The 17186-nt window shown below is 68.0% G+C and carries 19 protein-coding genes; 14 read left to right on the forward strand and 5 right to left on the reverse strand.

What is annotated here, in order from left to right:
• Positions 1 to 27: 27 nt before the first annotated feature.
• A complete protein-coding gene (locus JOD54_RS20905; protein ID WP_204452257.1) occupies positions 28 to 438 on the forward strand; it encodes a hypothetical protein in 411 nt (136 codons plus the stop codon).
• A 78-nt stretch (positions 439 to 516) separates the two neighbouring features.
• Here JOD54_RS20905 and JOD54_RS20910 read toward each other — a convergent pair whose 3' ends face one another.
• From JOD54_RS20910 to JOD54_RS20930, 5 genes are all read right to left on the reverse strand, one after another.
• Complete coding sequence (locus tag JOD54_RS20910) at positions 517 to 1077, reverse strand: RICIN domain-containing protein (RefSeq protein ID WP_204452259.1); 561 nt, start codon at positions 1075 to 1077, stop codon at positions 517 to 519.
• Complete coding sequence (locus JOD54_RS20915) at positions 1074 to 1964, reverse strand: endonuclease/exonuclease/phosphatase family protein (RefSeq protein ID WP_204452262.1); 891 nt, start codon at positions 1962 to 1964, stop codon at positions 1074 to 1076. The genes JOD54_RS20910 and JOD54_RS20915 overlap by 4 nt, the downstream gene beginning before the upstream one ends.
• Before the next feature lie 209 nt (positions 1965 to 2173).
• Positions 2174 to 3274, reverse strand: coding sequence for an acyl-CoA synthetase family protein (locus JOD54_RS20920; protein ID WP_204452264.1), 1101 nt, complete (start codon positions 3272 to 3274; stop codon positions 2174 to 2176).
• Positions 3268 to 4695 carry an aldehyde dehydrogenase family protein gene (locus tag JOD54_RS20925; protein WP_204452267.1) on the reverse strand — a complete coding sequence of 476 codons (1428 nt, stop codon included), beginning with the start codon at positions 4693 to 4695 and terminating at the stop codon, positions 3268 to 3270. Before JOD54_RS20925 ends, JOD54_RS20920 begins: the two co-directional genes overlap by 7 nt.
• A gap of 229 nt (positions 4696 to 4924) precedes the next feature.
• Complete coding sequence (locus JOD54_RS20930; protein WP_204452269.1) at positions 4925 to 5620, reverse strand: NRDE family protein; 696 nt, start codon at positions 5618 to 5620, stop codon at positions 4925 to 4927.
• Positions 5621 to 5927: 307 nt separating this feature from the next.
• Here JOD54_RS20930 and argJ point away from each other — a divergent pair, with 307 nt between their 5' ends.
• From argJ to JOD54_RS20995, 13 genes are all read left to right on the forward strand, one after another.
• Complete coding sequence (gene argJ / locus JOD54_RS20935) at positions 5928 to 7082, forward strand: bifunctional glutamate N-acetyltransferase/amino-acid acetyltransferase ArgJ (protein WP_204452272.1); 1155 nt, start codon at positions 5928 to 5930, stop codon at positions 7080 to 7082.
• 44 nt (positions 7083 to 7126) lie between these two features.
• Positions 7127 to 8212, forward strand: a complete 1086-nt coding sequence (locus tag JOD54_RS20940; RefSeq protein ID WP_204452274.1) for a GNAT family N-acetyltransferase — start codon at positions 7127 to 7129, stop codon at positions 8210 to 8212.
• Positions 8209 to 9456 (forward strand): ATP-grasp domain-containing protein, encoded by a 1248-nt coding sequence (locus JOD54_RS20945; protein WP_204452276.1) that lies wholly within the window; start codon positions 8209 to 8211, stop codon positions 9454 to 9456. Before JOD54_RS20940 ends, JOD54_RS20945 begins: the two co-directional genes overlap by 4 nt.
• Positions 9453 to 10676, forward strand: a complete 1224-nt coding sequence (locus JOD54_RS20950) for an MFS transporter (RefSeq protein ID WP_204452278.1) — start codon at positions 9453 to 9455, stop codon at positions 10674 to 10676. The genes JOD54_RS20945 and JOD54_RS20950 overlap by 4 nt, the downstream gene beginning before the upstream one ends.
• Before the next feature lie 63 nt (positions 10677 to 10739).
• Positions 10740 to 11537 (forward strand): enoyl-CoA hydratase/isomerase family protein, encoded by a 798-nt coding sequence (locus JOD54_RS20955; protein WP_204452280.1) that lies wholly within the window; start codon positions 10740 to 10742, stop codon positions 11535 to 11537.
• Complete coding sequence (locus JOD54_RS20960; protein ID WP_204452282.1) at positions 11534 to 12889, forward strand: asparagine synthase-related protein; 1356 nt, start codon at positions 11534 to 11536, stop codon at positions 12887 to 12889. The genes JOD54_RS20955 and JOD54_RS20960 overlap by 4 nt, the downstream gene beginning before the upstream one ends.
• Positions 12890 to 12923: 34 nt before the next feature.
• Positions 12924 to 13766, forward strand: a complete 843-nt coding sequence (locus JOD54_RS20965; protein ID WP_204452284.1) for a TauD/TfdA dioxygenase family protein — start codon at positions 12924 to 12926, stop codon at positions 13764 to 13766.
• Between the two features lie 187 nt (positions 13767 to 13953).
• A complete protein-coding gene (locus JOD54_RS20970; RefSeq protein WP_204452286.1) occupies positions 13954 to 14346 on the forward strand; it encodes a hypothetical protein in 393 nt (130 codons plus the stop codon).
• Positions 14347 to 14357: 11 nt separating this feature from the next.
• Positions 14358 to 14552, forward strand: a complete 195-nt coding sequence (locus JOD54_RS20975; protein ID WP_204452288.1) for a DUF4926 domain-containing protein — start codon at positions 14358 to 14360, stop codon at positions 14550 to 14552.
• Between the two features lie 203 nt (positions 14553 to 14755).
• Positions 14756 to 15154 carry an Imm7 family immunity protein gene (locus tag JOD54_RS20980; protein ID WP_204452290.1) on the forward strand — a complete coding sequence of 133 codons (399 nt, stop codon included), beginning with the start codon at positions 14756 to 14758 and terminating at the stop codon, positions 15152 to 15154.
• Positions 15155 to 15314: 160 nt separating this feature from the next.
• Entirely contained in the window at positions 15315 to 15695 is a 381-nt protein-coding gene (locus tag JOD54_RS20985; protein WP_204452292.1) for a hypothetical protein, read from the forward strand.
• A gap of 51 nt (positions 15696 to 15746) precedes the next feature.
• Positions 15747 to 16421 (forward strand): hypothetical protein, encoded by a 675-nt coding sequence (locus JOD54_RS20990; protein ID WP_204452294.1) that lies wholly within the window; start codon positions 15747 to 15749, stop codon positions 16419 to 16421.
• A 99-nt stretch (positions 16422 to 16520) separates the two neighbouring features.
• The gene (locus tag JOD54_RS20995; protein WP_204452296.1) at positions 16521 to 17183 is read left to right on the forward strand and encodes a pentapeptide repeat-containing protein; all 663 of its coding nucleotides are present in this window, start codon (positions 16521 to 16523) and stop codon (positions 17181 to 17183) included.
• Positions 17184 to 17186: the final 3 nt, after the last annotated feature.

Genomic DNA, 17186 nt, shown 5'->3' on the forward strand with positions numbered 1-17186 from the left:
CGGTGACAACCCGGATATTCTGGCCGGGTGACCGTGGAGACACGACCGGACCAACGCCCGAGCTTGCTCCCTCTGCTGTGGGTGCTGCTGTTCTTCACCTGGCTGTTCGCTGTGCCCGCGCTGGCGCTGGAGTCGGCGCTGTCCGGGTGGTCGTTCATGGGGTCGCCCTCCGCCGCTGCTCTGGCCAAGAGTGACCGGCTGGCGATGTGGGCCGAGATCCTGGCCGTCGCGGTCCCGCTCGTGGGCGTCGTGCTGGCGTTGATCACCCGGCGCAACGCGCCGATGAGGGTCTTCGGCACGATCCTGTTCCTGAGCGTGGTCGTGATCGGCTGCGTATGGGTCGCCGAGTCCCGCCACAACCCGGCCCCCGCACCGACCCCCGTGTACCGGGGCTGCCAAGAACACAGCGGCGGCGACAACCGCTGCCCAGGCGGCTGATCCGGTGAACTGTTCATGGTGAGCATCCCGCTCCAATGACTGGAGCGGGATGCTCACGCTCAGCCTGACCGGCCCGTCTTACGGCGCGGCGATGGTGATGGCCTGTGACTTGGCATTCGCCGATGTCAGTGCGGTGACCTTGACCGCGTAGGGGGTCATGTCCGCTGGGGGCGCGGCGAAGGAGAGGTAGGACTGCCCGACCACAGGCAGTTTCACCGCCGGGCTGATGCTGGTCGTGCGCCCTTCGTCCCGGCTGGCGACCCTCCAGTGCTGCTCGGATTGCCCGGCGTCGCAGGTGTACTGGCGCAGGGTGATCGGTGAGGTGGAGGGGTTGAGGGGGACAACGGGCCGCAGGCACCTACCTGTCCCGACGTTGCGGATGAGGTAGCGGCGGCCGCCCCCGATCTCGACGAACATCCACGTGCTGAGGGTGGAGTTGTCGCAGGGCTGGGCCACGGCGTGTTTTCCCGCGTCGTTGGTGACGGCCATGCACACGATCCGGTTGCTGCCGTACTGGTGCGAGCCGATGGTGAACGGACCCAGTTCCAGCGGCGGGGTGGCCTGGGCGGGCAGTGCGGCGATCAGGGACAGCGTGGTGGCAGCGGCCGCCAGCGTTCCGGCGAGGCGACGGCGGATCATGGGGTCGTTCCTCCGCTGGGGGTGAACCGGACAGGGCGGTGGTCGGAGGTGTACTGGGGCTGCGCCGCCGCCGGTGCGATGACGGCGGCGGTGAACGTCCTGGTGGCGTTCGCGTCGGACCAGAGCAGGTAGTCGACGATGCGAGTGCTGTCAGTCTTGGTGGGCACACTCGGAGCCACGAGGTGTTCGCCGCCCGCGAGCAGCGCGGCTGTGTACCGGGGTTCGATGTTGAAGTCCCCGGCGAGCACCCAACGCTTGTTCGGCGTGTGCGACCGCAGTTTCTTGAGCAGGGCGCCGACGTTGATTCCACTGGGTTCCGCGTCGGCGTGGAGTGTGTAGAGGACGAGCCCGTCGGCCAAGGTCAGCTTGAGCAGTCCCCGGTCGCCGTCGTGGTAGGTGTCGCCCTTGATCGGGGGGATGTAGTCCCATGCGCGGACCGTGACCTTGGCCGGGTCGACGACGAACGCGAGGTTGTTCTTGCGGTTGGACGGAGGTGTGCCCTGGTGGCGGTCCTCGGACTCGACGAAGTACACGGTGCGGGTCTTGTTGGAGAACGTCCAGGCGCATTTCCAGGCGAGGCGCAGGCTTTTCACAAGCGACGTGCACGCCCACCCGGGCTTGCTCTTGAACTGGTTGACAGAGCCTGCTTCTTGCAGCGCGACCACGTCGTACGCAGCGGCGAGGTTTGGCACGCCGCGGGCGTTGTCGCGTACCAGCCATTTCCACTCGGTGGTCGAGTTCGAGTTCGACCCCTGCATGTTCCACGACGCGAATGTGTAGTGGTGCACGGGGACAGGTGCCACGGGTTGGGCATGCGCGGTACCAGTGCTCAGCGAGCCGAAGGCGGTCAACGTCGCCAGCGCGACCGCCAGCATCCGTCTTGTCATAAGGACTTCCCTGTTCCACATCGAGTGGCGCCGCAACGGGCGAGATCGTCCGACAAGCTCGCACCGCTGGACCGCGGCGGTCAACGGGTGCCCACCACGACCACACGACCGATGGCGATCTCTCACCCCTCCGGGTTGCCGCCACTGCACCCACCAGATGAGCAGCGGCGGCTTTCCGCACGGCGGAGGAGAGGAGGTCGTAACCGGGCTCAGTACACGCCCTCCACGCGCCTGCCTTCGGTGAACTCGGGGCTGTACGGGTCGCCGATCCAGGGCCAGGGGAACAGGTCAGCGGCCTTGCCGTAGGGCTCGACGCGGCGGGCTCGGTCGCGTTCGAGGAAGCCGGGCAGGAGTTGGTCGTCGGTGAGGCGCCAGACGCGGACTCGGCCTTCTTCGCCGTAGGCGACGGGGGTTGCGGCGTCGTCGACGAGGTCGAGGGTGACCCAGGGGGAGCTGGGGATGTAGACGAGGCCGTGTTCGTCCTCGGGTTCGAACGGCTTCTGCCAGCTGATGCTGGTGGTCGACGACCCGTACATGCCCAGGATCGGGACGTCGGGGAAGACGTCTTCGCGCAGGAGTCGGTGGGACAGCACCGGCATCGTGGTGCCCGCGTGCACGACACCGCGGACATCCTTGAGCAGCTTGGGATCCACGTACTCGGGCAGCATCTCCAGTAGCCGCGCGGTGCCGTAGAGCACGCCGATCCGCTGGGACTCCAGTACCGCGTTGACCTGGTCCCAGATGTGGCGCACGTACCGCTCGTACGCGGCTGCCATGCCCTCCTCGCCGAAGATCTTGACGATGCGCGGGTCGAGGTCGATCGAGAAGCACATGCCGCCGCGCGATTCCGCCCAGTCGACCACGAGCCTGCCGATGGTGTGCGGGCCCATTGGCGAGATGTAGAGCCAGTTGACGCCGCGGGGGATGCCGTGGGTGTCCATGGCGTAGTGGGAGAAGTCGCTGACGTGCTTCCAGTACTTGCCGCCCCAGGTGCCGTGCTTGGGCAGTCCGGTGGTGCCGCCGGTTTGTGCCGCCCAGAGGAAGTCGTTGTCGCGCACGACATCGGCCGGGATGAAGTCCTCTACCGGGCGCCGCCTGCTCGCCTCCTCGAAGATCTCCTGGTCCGCTTCGTCGCGGAAGGCCAGCAGTTCCTGTGCGGCCGCCCAGCTGTCCACTGTGGAGTATCCATTGGTGCCGAGCCTGCGGTCGCGTTCCAGCCAGAACGGGGAACCGGTCTCCGGGTGCAGGTGCCTGCGCACGACCGCGCGCACGTGCTCGTCGGACACCGGGGTCAGTGGTGGGGTCACCATGCGGGGTCTCCTTCTCGGTGGGGGAGCACGGGCTTCTTCTGGAAGAGGAAGTCGGCGAGGTAACCCTCCTGCGGGTCGCGTGGGTCGTACCCGCGGTCGAACCCCTCGCCGTGGAACACCTTGGAGATCGACGGTTCCGCGACCAACTCCCGCAGCAACTCGGGGTCGTCGCCGGGCAGCGACACGATGAGCGACTCGCGGCACGTGTCTGCCAACTCGGCGCGCGGCACCTCGGTCACCGTGACGAACGGAAATGGCAACTCCATGCGCACCAACGGCGAATCCGACCGCACCCGCAACACTGTGGGCCGCAGGAACCGGGTCCCGTCCAACTCCACCCGAAGCGGCACCCCGGTCACCCGCGCCGTGACGTCCTCCGCGCCCGCCGCGATCTCCCGCTCGATCATGCGGGCAACGGCGTCCCAATCGGCGGGGTCGGTGAACGCGGGCACGTTCGCGGCCGGATCGGCCAGCGGTAGCACGGGGAACTCGGCGAACTCGGCCGCCAACCGCTCCGCGGCCTGCTCTGCCGACCACGAGACCGCGATCGAGCTGACGTTGGTGCACAGCCTGCCGCAGCCCTGGAACGCCAACCGGGTGAGCCGGGTCCACGCGTCGTCACCGGGATCGGTTGGTAGAACCGCCTTGCTGCGACCGAAGTGGTAGAGCTTCAGCCGTGTCGGATCGAGCCCCGGCGGGTAGTTCTCGCCCGGCCACACCACCTGATCGGCCAACCGGTGGAACGTCTCGGCGTTGTCATGGCTGATGGACACGGCACCGTCGGGCAACCCGGCCTCGTACAGCGCCTCGACGAAGATCGCCGCCACGAACGGGTCGTGCCTGCTGGTGCTCACCAACGCCGCCCGCCTGCTCGCGAGCACCTGCAACCACTCGATCGCGATGGTCGGGAAGTTCGCGGGCACCCGCACCATGGCCGTGCGGCCAGCGGGTAGCCACGACCAATTGTGTCCACTGTGGCCAGTGCGGTATGGCCCGGTCGTCCCGTCGGGCGACTGCGCCGCCATGATCTCGTCGAGGTACCGCATCTGGCCCACCACGGCCAAGATCCCTCGACTCGCCCGCCGCACGGGCAAGGCGCACGTCGATGCCAGGGCCGCCAGCTGTGAGTCGAGCGCCCCGGATTCGACGTGCTTCTCGACGATGTCGGCGGCTCGGCGGAACAACCCGAACCACTCATCGTCCGGAATGGACAGCAGGTCGACGGCCTTGGCCCGCGCGACCATCTGCTGCTGGGCCAGACGGCTCGCGTGGTCCACAGTGGCCGCGAGCTCGCCCCGGCACCCGAGGAGTTCGACCGGGCGGCCGGACCAGATCGGTTCAGCTCCCGCCCACGAGGGTACGGCTGGTAGTTGGTCCGTGGCGGTGGCCAGCGGAAGCGACACGAGATTCTCCCTGGTCATGGTTGGACAAGGTGCTCACGCGGTGCTGTCGTGATGGGCCGAGAACAGTTCAGTCCCGGAGAGGCTCGGCTTCGCTACGGCGGTGTTCACGCGGCGCCTAGTTCCGCTTCACGCGATGCCGCCGCGTAGTCGTGAGTCGGTCCGTGGTGGCACGGAGACGGCCTTCCAGTTCGATGTGCCGACTGGCCGCGTGTTCTCGCTGGTCGGGATCTGGCGTGCCCGGTGTCGGTCAACCAGCAGTGCGTTCCTGTTCTCCCTGGTCGAGGGCGGGCGCGGTGTTCACGCGGTGCCAAGATCCCCCTTCTCGCGGTGCCGCCATGAAGTCGTAGGTCAGGCCGTGGTGGTCAAGGGAGACCGCCGCTGCCGAGGTTGTGCCGTAGGGCCTGCCCGATTCGATCCGGTCGATCAGCAGCGCGTCCTGCTTGGCGGGAAACGGTTCTGGCCCGTCGAGCAGCGTCGGCCACTGCGCATCGGACAGCCCCGCGAGCCGGGGGTGGAAACGGCGGACTCGGGAGTGGGTGAGGTCGTTGAGGCCGCCGTAGGTCAGGACGTGGTCGCCTTGCTGCACGACGCGGGCCGTCAGGGCGCGGCCATCCCAGCTGGTCAGCCGCACCCGGCCGGGTTCGGCGTGCAGGAGGTGGAAACCCGGCATCCCCGCGGCGTACGGTTCGCCGCCGCTGAGTGCACGCGGGACGAGCCAGCCCCTACTGGGCGCGTTCGGCGCCGTACCGGGGCCGTTGACCAGGACCGAAACCGCGGGCCGGTCGGTGCGCACAGCGAGCCAGGTACCGCCGGAGACCAGGTCGAGGCCGCCGAGCAGGTCCTGGTCCGGCCAGTGCCGTCCCGGTGGTGCCCACGGCCGGTCGAGGAACTCGTCGCGTGCCGCGGCGAGCAGGACCACCGGGTCCCGGACACGCAAGAACACGGTGCACATCGCCTCGCCCCCAGTCGGCCAGCCGCACTCGCTCCGCACTCGACCTTGGATGGTTATCCATAAGCTGTCCAGTGGGTGTGACTGCCACCACAGCGATTCGTTGTTGCGAGCGGCAGGTGGGCGAAGTTTCTTGCGAGCTGACAGGTGAACCGCCACGCTGAGCACTGCGTACCGATCGGTCCTGCCAGTATCATCATCTACTGCGATGCATGACTATGCATCATCATCCGACCGGCCCAGGCCGGTCAACGGCTGCGGTGCCGAGGTTCCCGACGCGCCGGAGAGAGGACGCGACGCCATGTCAGCAGGTGGCCCACGGGGCTTCCGCGGTCGGACCGCGGCGCTGGGGATCAAGGACGAGGCCGACGACTTCGCCGTCGTCGTGTCCGAGGTGCCCGCTGCGGTTTCGGCCGTGTTCACCCGGTCGAGGTTCGCCGGGCCCAGCGTCGTGCTCAGCCGCGAAACGGCCGCGACGACCACCGCGAGCGGCGTCGTGGTCATCGCCCGCAACGCCAACGTGGCCACCGGCGCCGAGGGCCTGGCCAACGCGCGCGAGGTGCGCGCCACCGTCGCCGCGGCGGCCGGGATCGAGCCGGAGCAGCTGCTCATCGCCTCCACCGGCGTCATCGGACGGCAGTACCCGATGGACCGGGTGCGCTCCGGGTTGGCCGAGCTGGACTGGTCGCTGCCCGAGGCCGACCTGGACAAGGCCGCCCGCGCGATCATGACCACCGACACCGTCGCCAAGCACGTGGTCGCCGAGTGCGGCCCGGCCAGCATCGCCGCCATCGCCAAGGGCGTCGGCATGATCGAGCCGAACATGGCGACCCTGCTGACGTTCTTCTTCACCGACGCCGAACTCGACCAGCCGGTGCTCGACCGGGTGTTCCGCCGCGTGGTCGACCGGACCTTCAACGCGCTCAGCGTCGACACCGACACCTCGACCAGCGACAGCGCCGCGATCCTGGCCAACGGCCTGGCCGGTCCGGTCGACGAGGCCGAGTTCGAGGCGGCGCTGCACGAGGTGGCGACCAAGCTGGTCCGGATGATCGCCGCCGACGGCGAGGGCGCGAGCAAGCTGATCGAGGTGCGCGTGCTCGGCGCCCGCGACGACGCGCAGGCCAAGCGGGTCGGCAAGGCCGTGGTGAACTCGCCGCTGGTCAAGACCGCCGTGCACGGCGCGGACCCCAACTGGGGCCGGGTCGCGATGGCGATCGGCAAGTGCGAGGACGAGCTCGACATCGAGCCCGCGAAGGTCGTGATCCGCTTCGGCGACGTCGAGACCTACCCGGCGCCCGCCACCGACGAGGTGCTGGCCGCGGCGTCGACGCACCTCAAGGGCGACGAGGTGGTGATCACCATCGACCTGGGCATCGCGTCGGGGGCGTTCACCGTCTTCGGCTGCGACCTGACCGACGGCTACATCCGGATCAACGCCGACTACACGACCTGACGCGGTACTCCAGACGACGGCACGGCGGGGATCAGGGGGAACTCATGCCGAACGGCGACAGCACGCTCTCGTGGTGCGACAGCACCGCCGACATACCGGTGGCCGAGTGGGACGGGCTCGCCGGTCCGGACGAGTTGTTCCTGTCCCACCGCTGGTTGCGGGTGGTCGAGGAGACGGCGGCGACGCCGATGCGGTACCTGTGCGCGCGGCGCGGCGGCCAACCGGTCGCCGCGCTGGCCACGGCCATGGCCACCGCCGATGTGCCATGGGTGAGCGGCCGGGTGGACCACGTGCTCACCGAGTGCGCCGAAGCCGGATCCAGCGGTGCCGCAGCGTTCCTACACGCGGTGGGTGGGGCGGATGCGCTGCTGCCCAACGTCCATTGTGGAGGGCGGCACATCGGCCGCAACCGGGTGCTGCACACCGGTGATCGAGGTGACGTCGCCACGCTGGTCGAGGCGGCCGAGAAGCTGGCTGCTGACAACGGATCTGCATCTGTCTCGTTCTCCTACGTCGACGAGCGCGACACTGTGCTCACAGGGGTACTGCGTGATCGCGGCTACTTCTCGTTCGCCGCGGGTAGCTACCACTGGCTCGATGTGGACCCGGGCGGGTTCGGCCCGTACCTGGCCGCGTTGCCGCGCAAGCGCCGGTTCAGCGTCCACAGTGAACGCCGCAAGGTGAGCGAAGCGGGGTTGACGATCACGCACGAGCGCGTCACCCCGGAGATCGTCGGCAGGCTCGCTGAGCTGGACGTGCTGCTGCTGGCCAAGTACGGCCTGACGTGGCCGGTCGAGCGTTCGGCCGAGGCCATCGGCACCTCAGCCGCACGATTCGCCGACGACGCCTCGGTGCTGCTGTGCCGGGCGGACGGTGAGATCCGCGGGTTCGCGTTGATGCTGCGCCAAGGCAACCACTGGTACGCCAGGCAGTGCGGCTTCGACTACGACTTCCTCGGCAAACTCCCCGTGTACTACGAGCTGCTCTACTACTCCGCCGTGGAACGTGCTGCCGAGATCGGCGTGACGACGATCCAGTACGGGCTCGGTAGCGACACCGCCAAGCGTTCCCGGGGCTGCCAGTGGAGCGAACTCACAGCCCACGTACTGCCGCTGAGGCGGTGCGCGTGAACCTCGACGGCGTTTTCGTGGTGGTGGAGACCCAGCTGTCCCGGTTCGGGCTCAGTCCACTGGTCGCGGCTCGTGACCTGGGTATGCGGACCGCTTTCCTGGCAAGGGATCCCGCGCGCTACGCCGGGCACAGCGGGACCACCACACCCGCCGACCTGGCCGACCATGTGATCGAAGTGGACACACGTACGGCGGCCCCGGTCGTCGCGGCGGTTCGTGGCCTCGGTGCGGTGCGCGGCATCTGCACCGTAACCGACTACAGCGTCGCCGTCGTCGCCGAGGTCGCCCGCGAACTCGACCTGCCCGGCCTGGCACCCGAGGCGGCGCACAGCGCACGCGACAAACTGCGCACCCGACGCGCGTGCGCGGCAGCCGGGGTACCCGCGCCACGGTTCGCCTGGGCGGACGACGAGGAATCCGCCGTCGCCGCCGCCAACGACTTCGGCTACCCCTGCGTCGTCAAGCCCGCGACCGAGGCAGGCAGCATCGGCGTGCGGCTGTGCCGCGACGCGGACGAGGTGAAGGCGCACCTGCGGGGGCTGACCGCCGACGAGCACGACTTCCGCGGGCAGGCCAAGCCAGTCGGGGCGCTGGTGGAGGAGTACCTGGTCGGCTACGAGGTGAGCGTGGAGTCCCTGCTCGTCGACGGGCACCGGCACACCCTGGGCGTGGTCGACAAAGTCCTCGGCGCGCACCCGCACTTCGTCGAACTCGGCGAGAGTTTTCCCTCCGCACTGCCAGAATCCGTGCGCCGCGAGGTGACCGAGGTGGCGACCGCGGCGCTGCAGGCCATCGGGCATGACTTCGGCGCCGCCCACGTCGAGGTCAAGGTGACCCCGGCCGGGGCGCGGCTGGTCGAGATCAACGCCCGCCCAGGTGGCGGGGTGATCACCCGGCTGGTCGCCGAAGCCACCGGGATCGACGTGCCGCACCAGTTGGTCCGGATGCACGCGGGCTTGTCTGCCGACCTCACCCGCACCCGCGACCTCGCAGCCGCCTCGCGCTACCTCACCTCCGCCGTGGCCGGCACCGTGCGGGCAGTGCACGGCGTCGACCTGGCCCGCAGGGTCGGTGCACGGGTCGAGGTGGCGCTGGAAGTCGGCGCTGGCGACGAGGTCCGGTTGCCCACCAGCAACGTGGACTGGATCGGCCACGTCGTGGCGGTCGGCGCCAACGCGACCGAGGCGTCACGGACCGCAGACGCTGCCGCGAACCAGGTCCAGGTAGAGGTTGTGCGGTCGTGACCGACTCGGATACCTTGCCGCGTCGAGGGTTTCTCCCGCGCGGCCGCGGGGTGACCGCCTTCGGCCTGGCCAACCTGGTGAGCGCGTTGGGAACCGGCGTGTTCTACCCGTACACGCTGCTGTTCTTCCCCGCGCTGCTCGGCCTTCCGCTGACCCAAGTCGGCCTGGTATTGACCGCGGCCGCGCTGGTCGCACTGCCCGGCATGTTCTGGGTCGGTCGGCTCATCGACCGGGTCGGACCGCGGTCGGTGCTCATCGCGGCCGCCCTGCTGCGCGCGGTCGGCTTCACCGGATACGTCACGATCCGCCACGTGGTCGCATTCGCGCTGTTCAGCGTGCTCATCGCGTTGTGCAACCGGGCAGAACAGGCGGCGTCGCCCGCGTTGGCGGTCGCGCTGGCCGCAGAGGGTGAACGCAACCGCTGGCTCGCGTTGTCCCGCACGGTCTTCAACGCTGGCATCGGTGGGGGAGCGCTGCTGGGTAGTGCGCTCATCGGCGGCGGCTCGGCGGGACTCGTCTGGCTGGGCATGGCCAATGCGGCGGGGTACCTGTTGGCGGGCTTGGTGTTGTGGCCGTTGCGACCGCCGCCCGTTCCCGCGCCTGACCGGGCCCGCGTGACCCGGAGACCGTGGCGCGACGGACCGTTCCTCGCTGTCGTGGCGGCCAACTCGGCGTCGTGGCTGATCGCGTTGGCGGTGGAGACCGGCCTGTCGGCGTACCTGGTCGGCGTGCTCGGCAAACCCGCATGGCTGGTGGGCGTGTTGTTCGCCATCAACACCGGTCTGCTGATCGTGCTGCAGTTGCCGCTCACCTCGGCGTTGGAGCGCCGCGGCGACATCCCGATCCTCGTCGCGGGCACGCTGGTCAGCGCGGTGTTCCTGGTGCTGGTGGCCATGGCGGGCGGATTCGGTACGACCACGCTCGTCGTGGCGCTGGTGTTGGGCATGGTGGTGTACACCCTCGGCGAACTCGCCACCACGCACGCGCGGTACGCGCTGCTCACCGACCTGCCACCGCCCGCCCAACTGGGCTCCTACCTGGCTTTCAGTCAGGTCGCGGCGGGGATCACCGGCGCTCTGGTGCCGGTGCTGGTCGCCGCGCTGCTCGACTCGGCGCCCGCTGGGCTGTGGTGGCTGTTGGCCGGGCTCTCCGCGCTGACCGCAGCCGGGGTGCTGGCCGCGCGCCCGCTGCTGCTGGCCCGCACGAGAGGGGACCTGTGACCGCCGTGGCGGTCGGTACCGGAGATCGGTGAACGCGTTCGACAACCTGGGAGGCGGATCGCGATGACCCATGACTACTCGGTGTTCGACTTCGGCGTGACCCTGGCGGACGGGGTGGCGCTGGTGGAGTTCGACGACGCGCACCGGCACAACCCGTGGTCGATGCCGAGGATGGACGGCCTCACCCGGTTGCTGACCGAGTTCGGCCGCGATGACCGGGTGCGCTCGGTGGTGCTGTTCAGCGGGGTCGGCCGCTCGTTCGGCGTGGGCGGCAGCTTCCACGAGACCGCCACCTTCACCGGCGGCGACGAGGTCGACGCGTGGATCGACCAGGTGACCGACCTCTACATCGCGGCGCTGCGGCTGGACCGACCGCTGATCGCCGCGATCGACGGGTACGCCATCGGCATCGGCCTGCAGATCGCGCTGACCGCCGACTACCGGATCGGCAGCTCGCGGTGCGTGCTCAAGATGCCGGAGTTCGAACTCGGCATCGCCTGCACGTTCGGCGGCTACATGCTCGAGCGGGTCGTGGGCCGCGCCGTGATGCAGAAGATGGTGATGACGTGCGCGGAGTGGGATGCCAGGCGCTCGGAACGCGATGACCTGCTGCACGAGGTGGTCGCGCCGGAAGCGTTGCGCGAGGCCGCTGTGCGCCACGCCGAGCACGCCGCCGGGTTCACCGCGGCGGGCTTCCGCAAGACGAAACCCCACTTGAACGGGGACTTCATCGAAGGGCTTGAGCGGACACGGATCGCGGGCAAGGCGGCTCACCGTGCGGCATTCGCGGCGGGGGACGCGCAGCGGAAGATGAACCGCGTCATCGGCGCGGGCGCGGAGCCCGCCGGGGTCGGCCGATGACCGGCATGCCATGGCTCGTTGTCGCCAATCACCCAGTGCCCGGCTTCGAGGAGACGCTCGCCTTTGGCGGGGTTCGGGTGTACGCGTCCGGGTGCGCACCCGCTGGTACGACCTTCGCCGTGGAACCAGGTGGAACGGCGATCCACTTTGACGTGGACCGGGTGCGGGTGCAGGTGTCGGAGCGCAATACCACCCCTGTTTACTTCGCGCTTGACCAGACGACCGGCCGGTTCGTGCTCGGCACGGACCTGCCGACGACCGCGGCGGCGTCTGCGGCACTGACCGGTGAGTCCGCTGTTCTGCGCGCGGACCTCGGTGTCCATAGTGGATCCGATTCGGCTGTCGTCGGGGTGTCGCGGTTGACGCACCTGGCAGATCTGGATCTACGTCTGGAGTCCGGCACGTGGCGGTGCTCCCACACCCGGCGCGCTGACCCGGAGCAGCCCGCCATCCGCTTCCACGACGCGGCCGCCGCTGGCGAGGCCCAAGTGGACGCCCTGCGCTTGGCCATCGCCGACGCGCTCGCCACGGAAGCCGAAGGCGAGGCCGGTGTGCTGGTGTCCGGGGGAGTGGACTCCGGACTGGTCGCCGCGTTGGTCGCGCGGACCGGCACACCCGCGACCGCGTACACCATCGGCACCGAGTGGGGCGACGAGTACGACCACGCAGCCGAAGCGGCACAAGCGGTCGGGCTCGACTTGCGGCGCACCGCGTTGCGCGCCGAGGACATCGTCGAAGGGTTGCCCACCACGGTGCGCGCCTTCGGCCACTGCGAGCCGGAGACGATCGCGATCGGGGTCGCGCTCGCCGCGTTCTGCCGCGGTGGGTACGCCCGGGAACGGCTGCTGTTCACCGGATATGGCTCAGATCTGCTGAACTCGGGGATGGCGACCACCGACGAGATCGACGGTGACATCGGCGCCAAGGTTCGCGCCGCGGTGGACCGCACTCGCTACTCGTCGGAGTTCACCCGGGCACTGGGCAGCGAGCGCGGCTATCTGCTGACCCATCCGTACTGGCACCCCGGAGTGCTCGACGTCGCGTTGGCCACCGACCCGGCCGTGAAGTCCTTCCGCGGCAGGGAGAAGGGCCACCTGAGGCTGGCGGCGCGGGCCCTACTGCCCGAGGATGTCGCGTGGCGGCGCAAAACCGCCATCCACCACGGCAACGGACTCGGCGCCAACCTCGCCCACCTCATCGACGCGCACATCGGGATCCCCGGCAGCGCACCACTGCTCTACCGCGCCCTGCTCACCGAGCAGATCGCCACCGCGGCGAACAACCCACTCGCTCCGCTGTTGGGCCACGACGCCTACCACCGCGCGGTCGCCACCGTGGCCCGCGGCCACTAGAGCAAGTCACCGACTACATCGAGGGCGGTACACCATGACCAACTTCTCCTCGCTGACCCCGTCCGGCTTCGGTGCCGTGCTGGACGAGGGCACCCCGGCCGACCCGAAGACCGTGCGTGACGTGGCGCTCGAAGCCGGTGTCACTGTCGTGAAAGGACAGACGTTCACCGAAGACCTGTTCCGCGAGTTCGTCACCGGCCTCGGCGACACGGTCTCCTACGATGACGACGACGCCGCCGTCGGCTACGGGTTCACCGACATCCTGCACCTGGACGGCACCCGCGACGAGGGCAAGGTGATCACCGGCCGCGGCGGCCTCCCGCTGCACACCGACGGAGTCCTGCTGGGCACCCAGGTCGACCTGATCGTCCTGTTCGCCGCCGAGGTACGCGACCTGGCCGCCGACGGTGCCACCCTGGTGTGCGACCAGATCACCGCGTGGACTGAATTGCCGGACGACCTGCGCGCGGTGCTCGACCGCGGCCACCTCGAGTACATCGCGACCGAACGCGGCTACTTCACCAGCGTCCCCGAGGGCTGGTACCCGATCCCCACCTTCCGCAACTACGGCCGGGTCAAGTCGCTCAACCTGGCACTGCCGTTCCAGTCCGACGAGGCCCTGGCCAGCTGGGATGTGCGGGTACCGAACACCTCAGCGGAGGAATCTGGGCAGTTCTTCACCAACCTGCGCACGCACCTGTCAGACCCCCGCTACCTCTACGAACACCGGTGGACGGCAGGCGACCTGGTCGTGATCGACAACCAACGCACCCTGCACGGCAGGCGCGGCCTGGCCAACGCCTCGAGCCGCAAACTCCTACGCGGCCAGGTAACCCTCGCCGCCATCGACGGCGCCCCCGGAGCCGTGACCAGCTGACCGTGACCGAAGTTCGCCCGCAACGACGCGTGTTCGTTCTGCTCGACCCACGCCGCGCACACCACAGGCTACGACTATGGTCAGCTACGCTCGCGCCGACAGTTTGTTCGACGAACGCCACGCAACCACAGTTGAACTGTCTTGCTGAGAGTAGTCCGCAGAAGCGGATCAACGAGGGACGGTGGCAGTGAGCCCACTCGACGAGGTGACCCGGTCGTCGGTCGAGCGAATCTGGCAGGGCGTGGTGGACGGCTCTGTCAGTCGCGAAGAGGCCCATGCCTGGGCCGAGCCTTGGGTAGAGGGTGATTCGGGCTCGGGGGACGTGATGACCGACTCGGGGTTGCAGCACCTGCACGGCTTCGATCTTGTCTGGGTCGACGACGATCGCACCATCACGCAGCATGGAGGCATCGGCCCGCGAGTGCACTCCGCTGCCGACATCGAGCGAGCGTTCACGGCATGGCAGGCTGCCTGCGACAGTTACGACGCCGACCCAGTCGGCTACGTACGTCAAGTGCAGGCGTCCGCATTGGCGAACTTGCTTGGTGATCTTCGTGAACATGGTCGTGAAGCGGAGTAAACGGACCTAACATGAGATTCGAGCTGTTCGACCTCGTGCGTATCAAGCAGGGACGCCCAGACGAGGGTCTTCAGGCGGGCACCTGCGGCACCGTGGTGGTAGTTTTCGACGCGCCCGTTCCTGGCTACGAGATCGAGGTCGCAGATGAGAACGGGCGTACCCTGTACCTGGGGAGCTTCGCCCCTGACGAACTCGAGCCCTGGTGACACACCACCAAGGTGGCACTCGGCCGCTTCGCCAGGCACGATTCCCGCGTCGACGGTTGGGCCACCCCGTCTTCGGGCTTGAGAACTGCCCGGCGAACCCCGGCCTGCTCGGCTGTGCCGAGGCAACGTCGGCCAGCCAGCGGCTTCCGAGATGGCGGTATGGTGTCACAGTGGTGATTACTTTTGATGCGCTGCGAGGGTGAGTGTACGTACTCAACGGTTGGCTCACGCTATGGCAGGACACGACTGGTGACGGAGAGTTCGATGCGCTAGTAGAAGCGGTTGGCGAGATTCGTGCCATGTTCGACTCCGTAGCCCCATTCACGGTCAACTGGTCGCTAGAACCGGTAAACGGTACCTACTACCTGCGAATCACCGTCGATGCGAACCGACGGAGAGATGAGGCCGCAGACGTTGAGCGGATCATCCGCAAAGCTTGTGTTCTCCTGCCTGGCTCGTGGGGAGTCTTCTACGAGCGTGACGACGAGGCAGTCGAGCCGCCGGGATCCAACGCGTTTCGGGTTTGGGCGGTCGCCCGGGGAGAGATTTCCTATCGCGAGGACCCGTTTCTGTCGCCGTGTAACCCGATTATCGAGGATTGATCACCTACGGCGGGCGAGCCCGCTAGCCGCGGTCTCGGCTTCGGCAGGCGCCGCCTCGGCCTGTTGCCACCGAATGAATGAACTCCAACGATGCAGCCGGTGAGATCGATCCGAACGCACCTATTCGCGTCTACGTCTACGATGGGGAACAGTCAATACAATGCTCATCAATCCATCTGACTCTGACTTCCGGGTGGCGCAGATCGAGTTCAGCACCTTGCTCGAGATCCAGTTGGAGGCTGAGCGTCATGGTTGGGCGACGCGGTGGACCTCGGTTGGCGCGTTACGTGACCAAGTCAAGGACGATGCGGTTCTGCTACGGACGTGGAAGCGCGAGCTGCGGGATGGGGTCGTGCGGACCTACCGGTGTCTGGTGTTGTTCTCGGGCCCCGGAGGCGCTGGAGGGCTTGTAGCAGTCGATCTCAGCCCGGCCAGGTGTGAGAGCCTGGTTCGACTCGACCGAGACCCGGATGTCCGCAGTGCGTTCGTGCGGGTGTTCGCCCTGGCTCTTGGCGGCATGTCGATGGCCTCGAAGACGTAGTCGCTGGCTGGGAGGTGACCATCGTCGACTGATCGACCGGGGGCCGAGGACGTGGGTGGTATCGGAGATCTCTCGGATCTTGAGGAGTTCTTCCTCGGCTCCGGCGGGTTCATCGAGGGATCGTTGGCGGAGGTGTCGGCCGCGTTCGTGGGGTGGCGGCGTGAGTTGGGGTACGCGCCCGTGTCGACCGGGGTCCAGGGGCGGCTGGAGGATCAGCTGCGGCGGTTGAACCCGCTGACCCTTGAGGGTAGGCCGCGTGAGGTGTTGGTGCCGATCGCTGGTTGGGTGGCCTACTTCGACTGCTTCGCCAGGGCGAGCGACCCTGCGTCGGTGTGCGGGGAGCTCGCCGCGCGGATGGGTGGCCGAGCGGTTCTGGCCCGGTTCGGACCGGTCTCGTATGCCGGGATGCACATACCGACGAGCGTCCAGTTCCACCTGTGGGGCCCGACCGGCAAGCCTCCTCTGGGCTATGTGCGCGCCATCGACGCGGTGAAGGACTCGAAGTGGATCTTCGAAACTTCGGGGGAACCACTGTCGTTCGAAGAGATCGAGAACTACTCGAAGCGCCTTGTCCGCGATCGGTTCACCGTGGACATGCTCCGTCGGTACTGCGTCTCCTTGGGGTTCGACCCGTACGCTGTCGGGTCGTACTCTTCTACCGGCCTGCTGGTGGAGAGCACGCTGCCGTGGATGGTGGCCAACCCCGCCGAAGAAGTGTGGATCTAGGTGTTGCCTGCCGGTGAGCGGCTGGCAACGGACCGGAGTCGAACTGTGGTGTCCGACAGGAGTCTGACCGTCAAGGGGGTCCACGTCGGGGAGTCGTTCGTGGGCCTTGACCTGGACTACTTCACCGTGGTCGCGGGACGGTTCGAGCGCTGCGACTTCGAGGGGGTCAAGATCAAGGATGCCTGCTTCGGAGAGGGTGTTGAGGTCTCGGAGTATGTGGACTGTTCGTTCGACGGTGCGCGCATCGGTGCCATCTCTCCTGGCCTGGCCCGCTTTGAGCGATGTACGTTTCGGAATACCCGCCTGGTGAAGTGGCTCTGCAAATCAGTCGAATTTGTCGACTGTGTGTTCTCAGGGCGGATCACCGAAACTAACTTCACCGGTACGGTGCCGCCGATGCTCGCGCAACTTGCCGGTCGTACGGCTAATCGGTTTGAGCGGAATGATTTCAGCGACGCCGTGTTGGCTGGAGTCTCGTTTCGGCGCGGCATCGATCTGCTCGATCAGCGATTGCCCACGTCCGATGTCCTCTTTATCGAGAATGGCGACGTGGTCATCCCGAAGATGCTCGACCGTGCAACGGCGTGGCCAGAATCTCGCGCCAGATCCAAGGTGGTGGCTGCCTTGGAAGTCCAGTCGGACGAGTTGGCGAATGGCCAGCGGCATGTCCTGTTCACAGCAGCGACCTGGGAGGGGAAGGCCTACGCCGGGTTGGATGTGTACGACAAGCTTGTGGAGTTGGCGAGCCTCGCCAGCAGATGAGGC

The sequence above is a fragment of the Actinokineospora baliensis genome (assembly GCF_016907695.1).
GTDB classification, from domain to species: domain Bacteria; phylum Actinomycetota; class Actinomycetes; order Mycobacteriales; family Pseudonocardiaceae; genus Actinokineospora; species Actinokineospora baliensis.

What these genes read in the sequence shown, in the direction of transcription:
- JOD54_RS20960 (WP_204452282.1), top strand. Translation starts at nt 11,534, where the DNA reads ATGACCGGCATGCCATGGCTCGTTGTCGCCAATCACCCAGTGCCCGGC.
- JOD54_RS20915 (WP_204452262.1), bottom strand. Translation starts at nt 1,964, where the DNA reads ATGACAAGACGGATGCTGGCGGTCGCGCTGGCGACGTTGACCGCCTTC.
- JOD54_RS20985 (WP_204452292.1), top strand. Translation starts at nt 15,315, where the DNA reads ATGCTCATCAATCCATCTGACTCTGACTTCCGGGTGGCGCAGATCGAG.
- JOD54_RS20925 (WP_204452267.1), bottom strand. Translation starts at nt 4,695, where the DNA reads ATGACCAGGGAGAATCTCGTGTCGCTTCCGCTGGCCACCGCCACGGAC.
- argJ (WP_204452272.1), top strand. Translation starts at nt 5,928, where the DNA reads ATGTCAGCAGGTGGCCCACGGGGCTTCCGCGGTCGGACCGCGGCGCTG.
- JOD54_RS20920 (WP_204452264.1), bottom strand. Translation starts at nt 3,274, where the DNA reads ATGGTGACCCCACCACTGACCCCGGTGTCCGACGAGCACGTGCGCGCG.
- JOD54_RS20965 (WP_204452284.1), top strand. Translation starts at nt 12,924, where the DNA reads ATGACCAACTTCTCCTCGCTGACCCCGTCCGGCTTCGGTGCCGTGCTG.
- JOD54_RS20975 (WP_204452288.1), top strand. Translation starts at nt 14,358, where the DNA reads ATGAGATTCGAGCTGTTCGACCTCGTGCGTATCAAGCAGGGACGCCCA.
- JOD54_RS20955 (WP_204452280.1), top strand. Translation starts at nt 10,740, where the DNA reads ATGACCCATGACTACTCGGTGTTCGACTTCGGCGTGACCCTGGCGGAC.
- JOD54_RS20910 (WP_204452259.1), bottom strand. Translation starts at nt 1,077, where the DNA reads ATGATCCGCCGTCGCCTCGCCGGAACGCTGGCGGCCGCTGCCACCACG.
- JOD54_RS20940 (WP_204452274.1), top strand. Translation starts at nt 7,127, where the DNA reads ATGCCGAACGGCGACAGCACGCTCTCGTGGTGCGACAGCACCGCCGAC.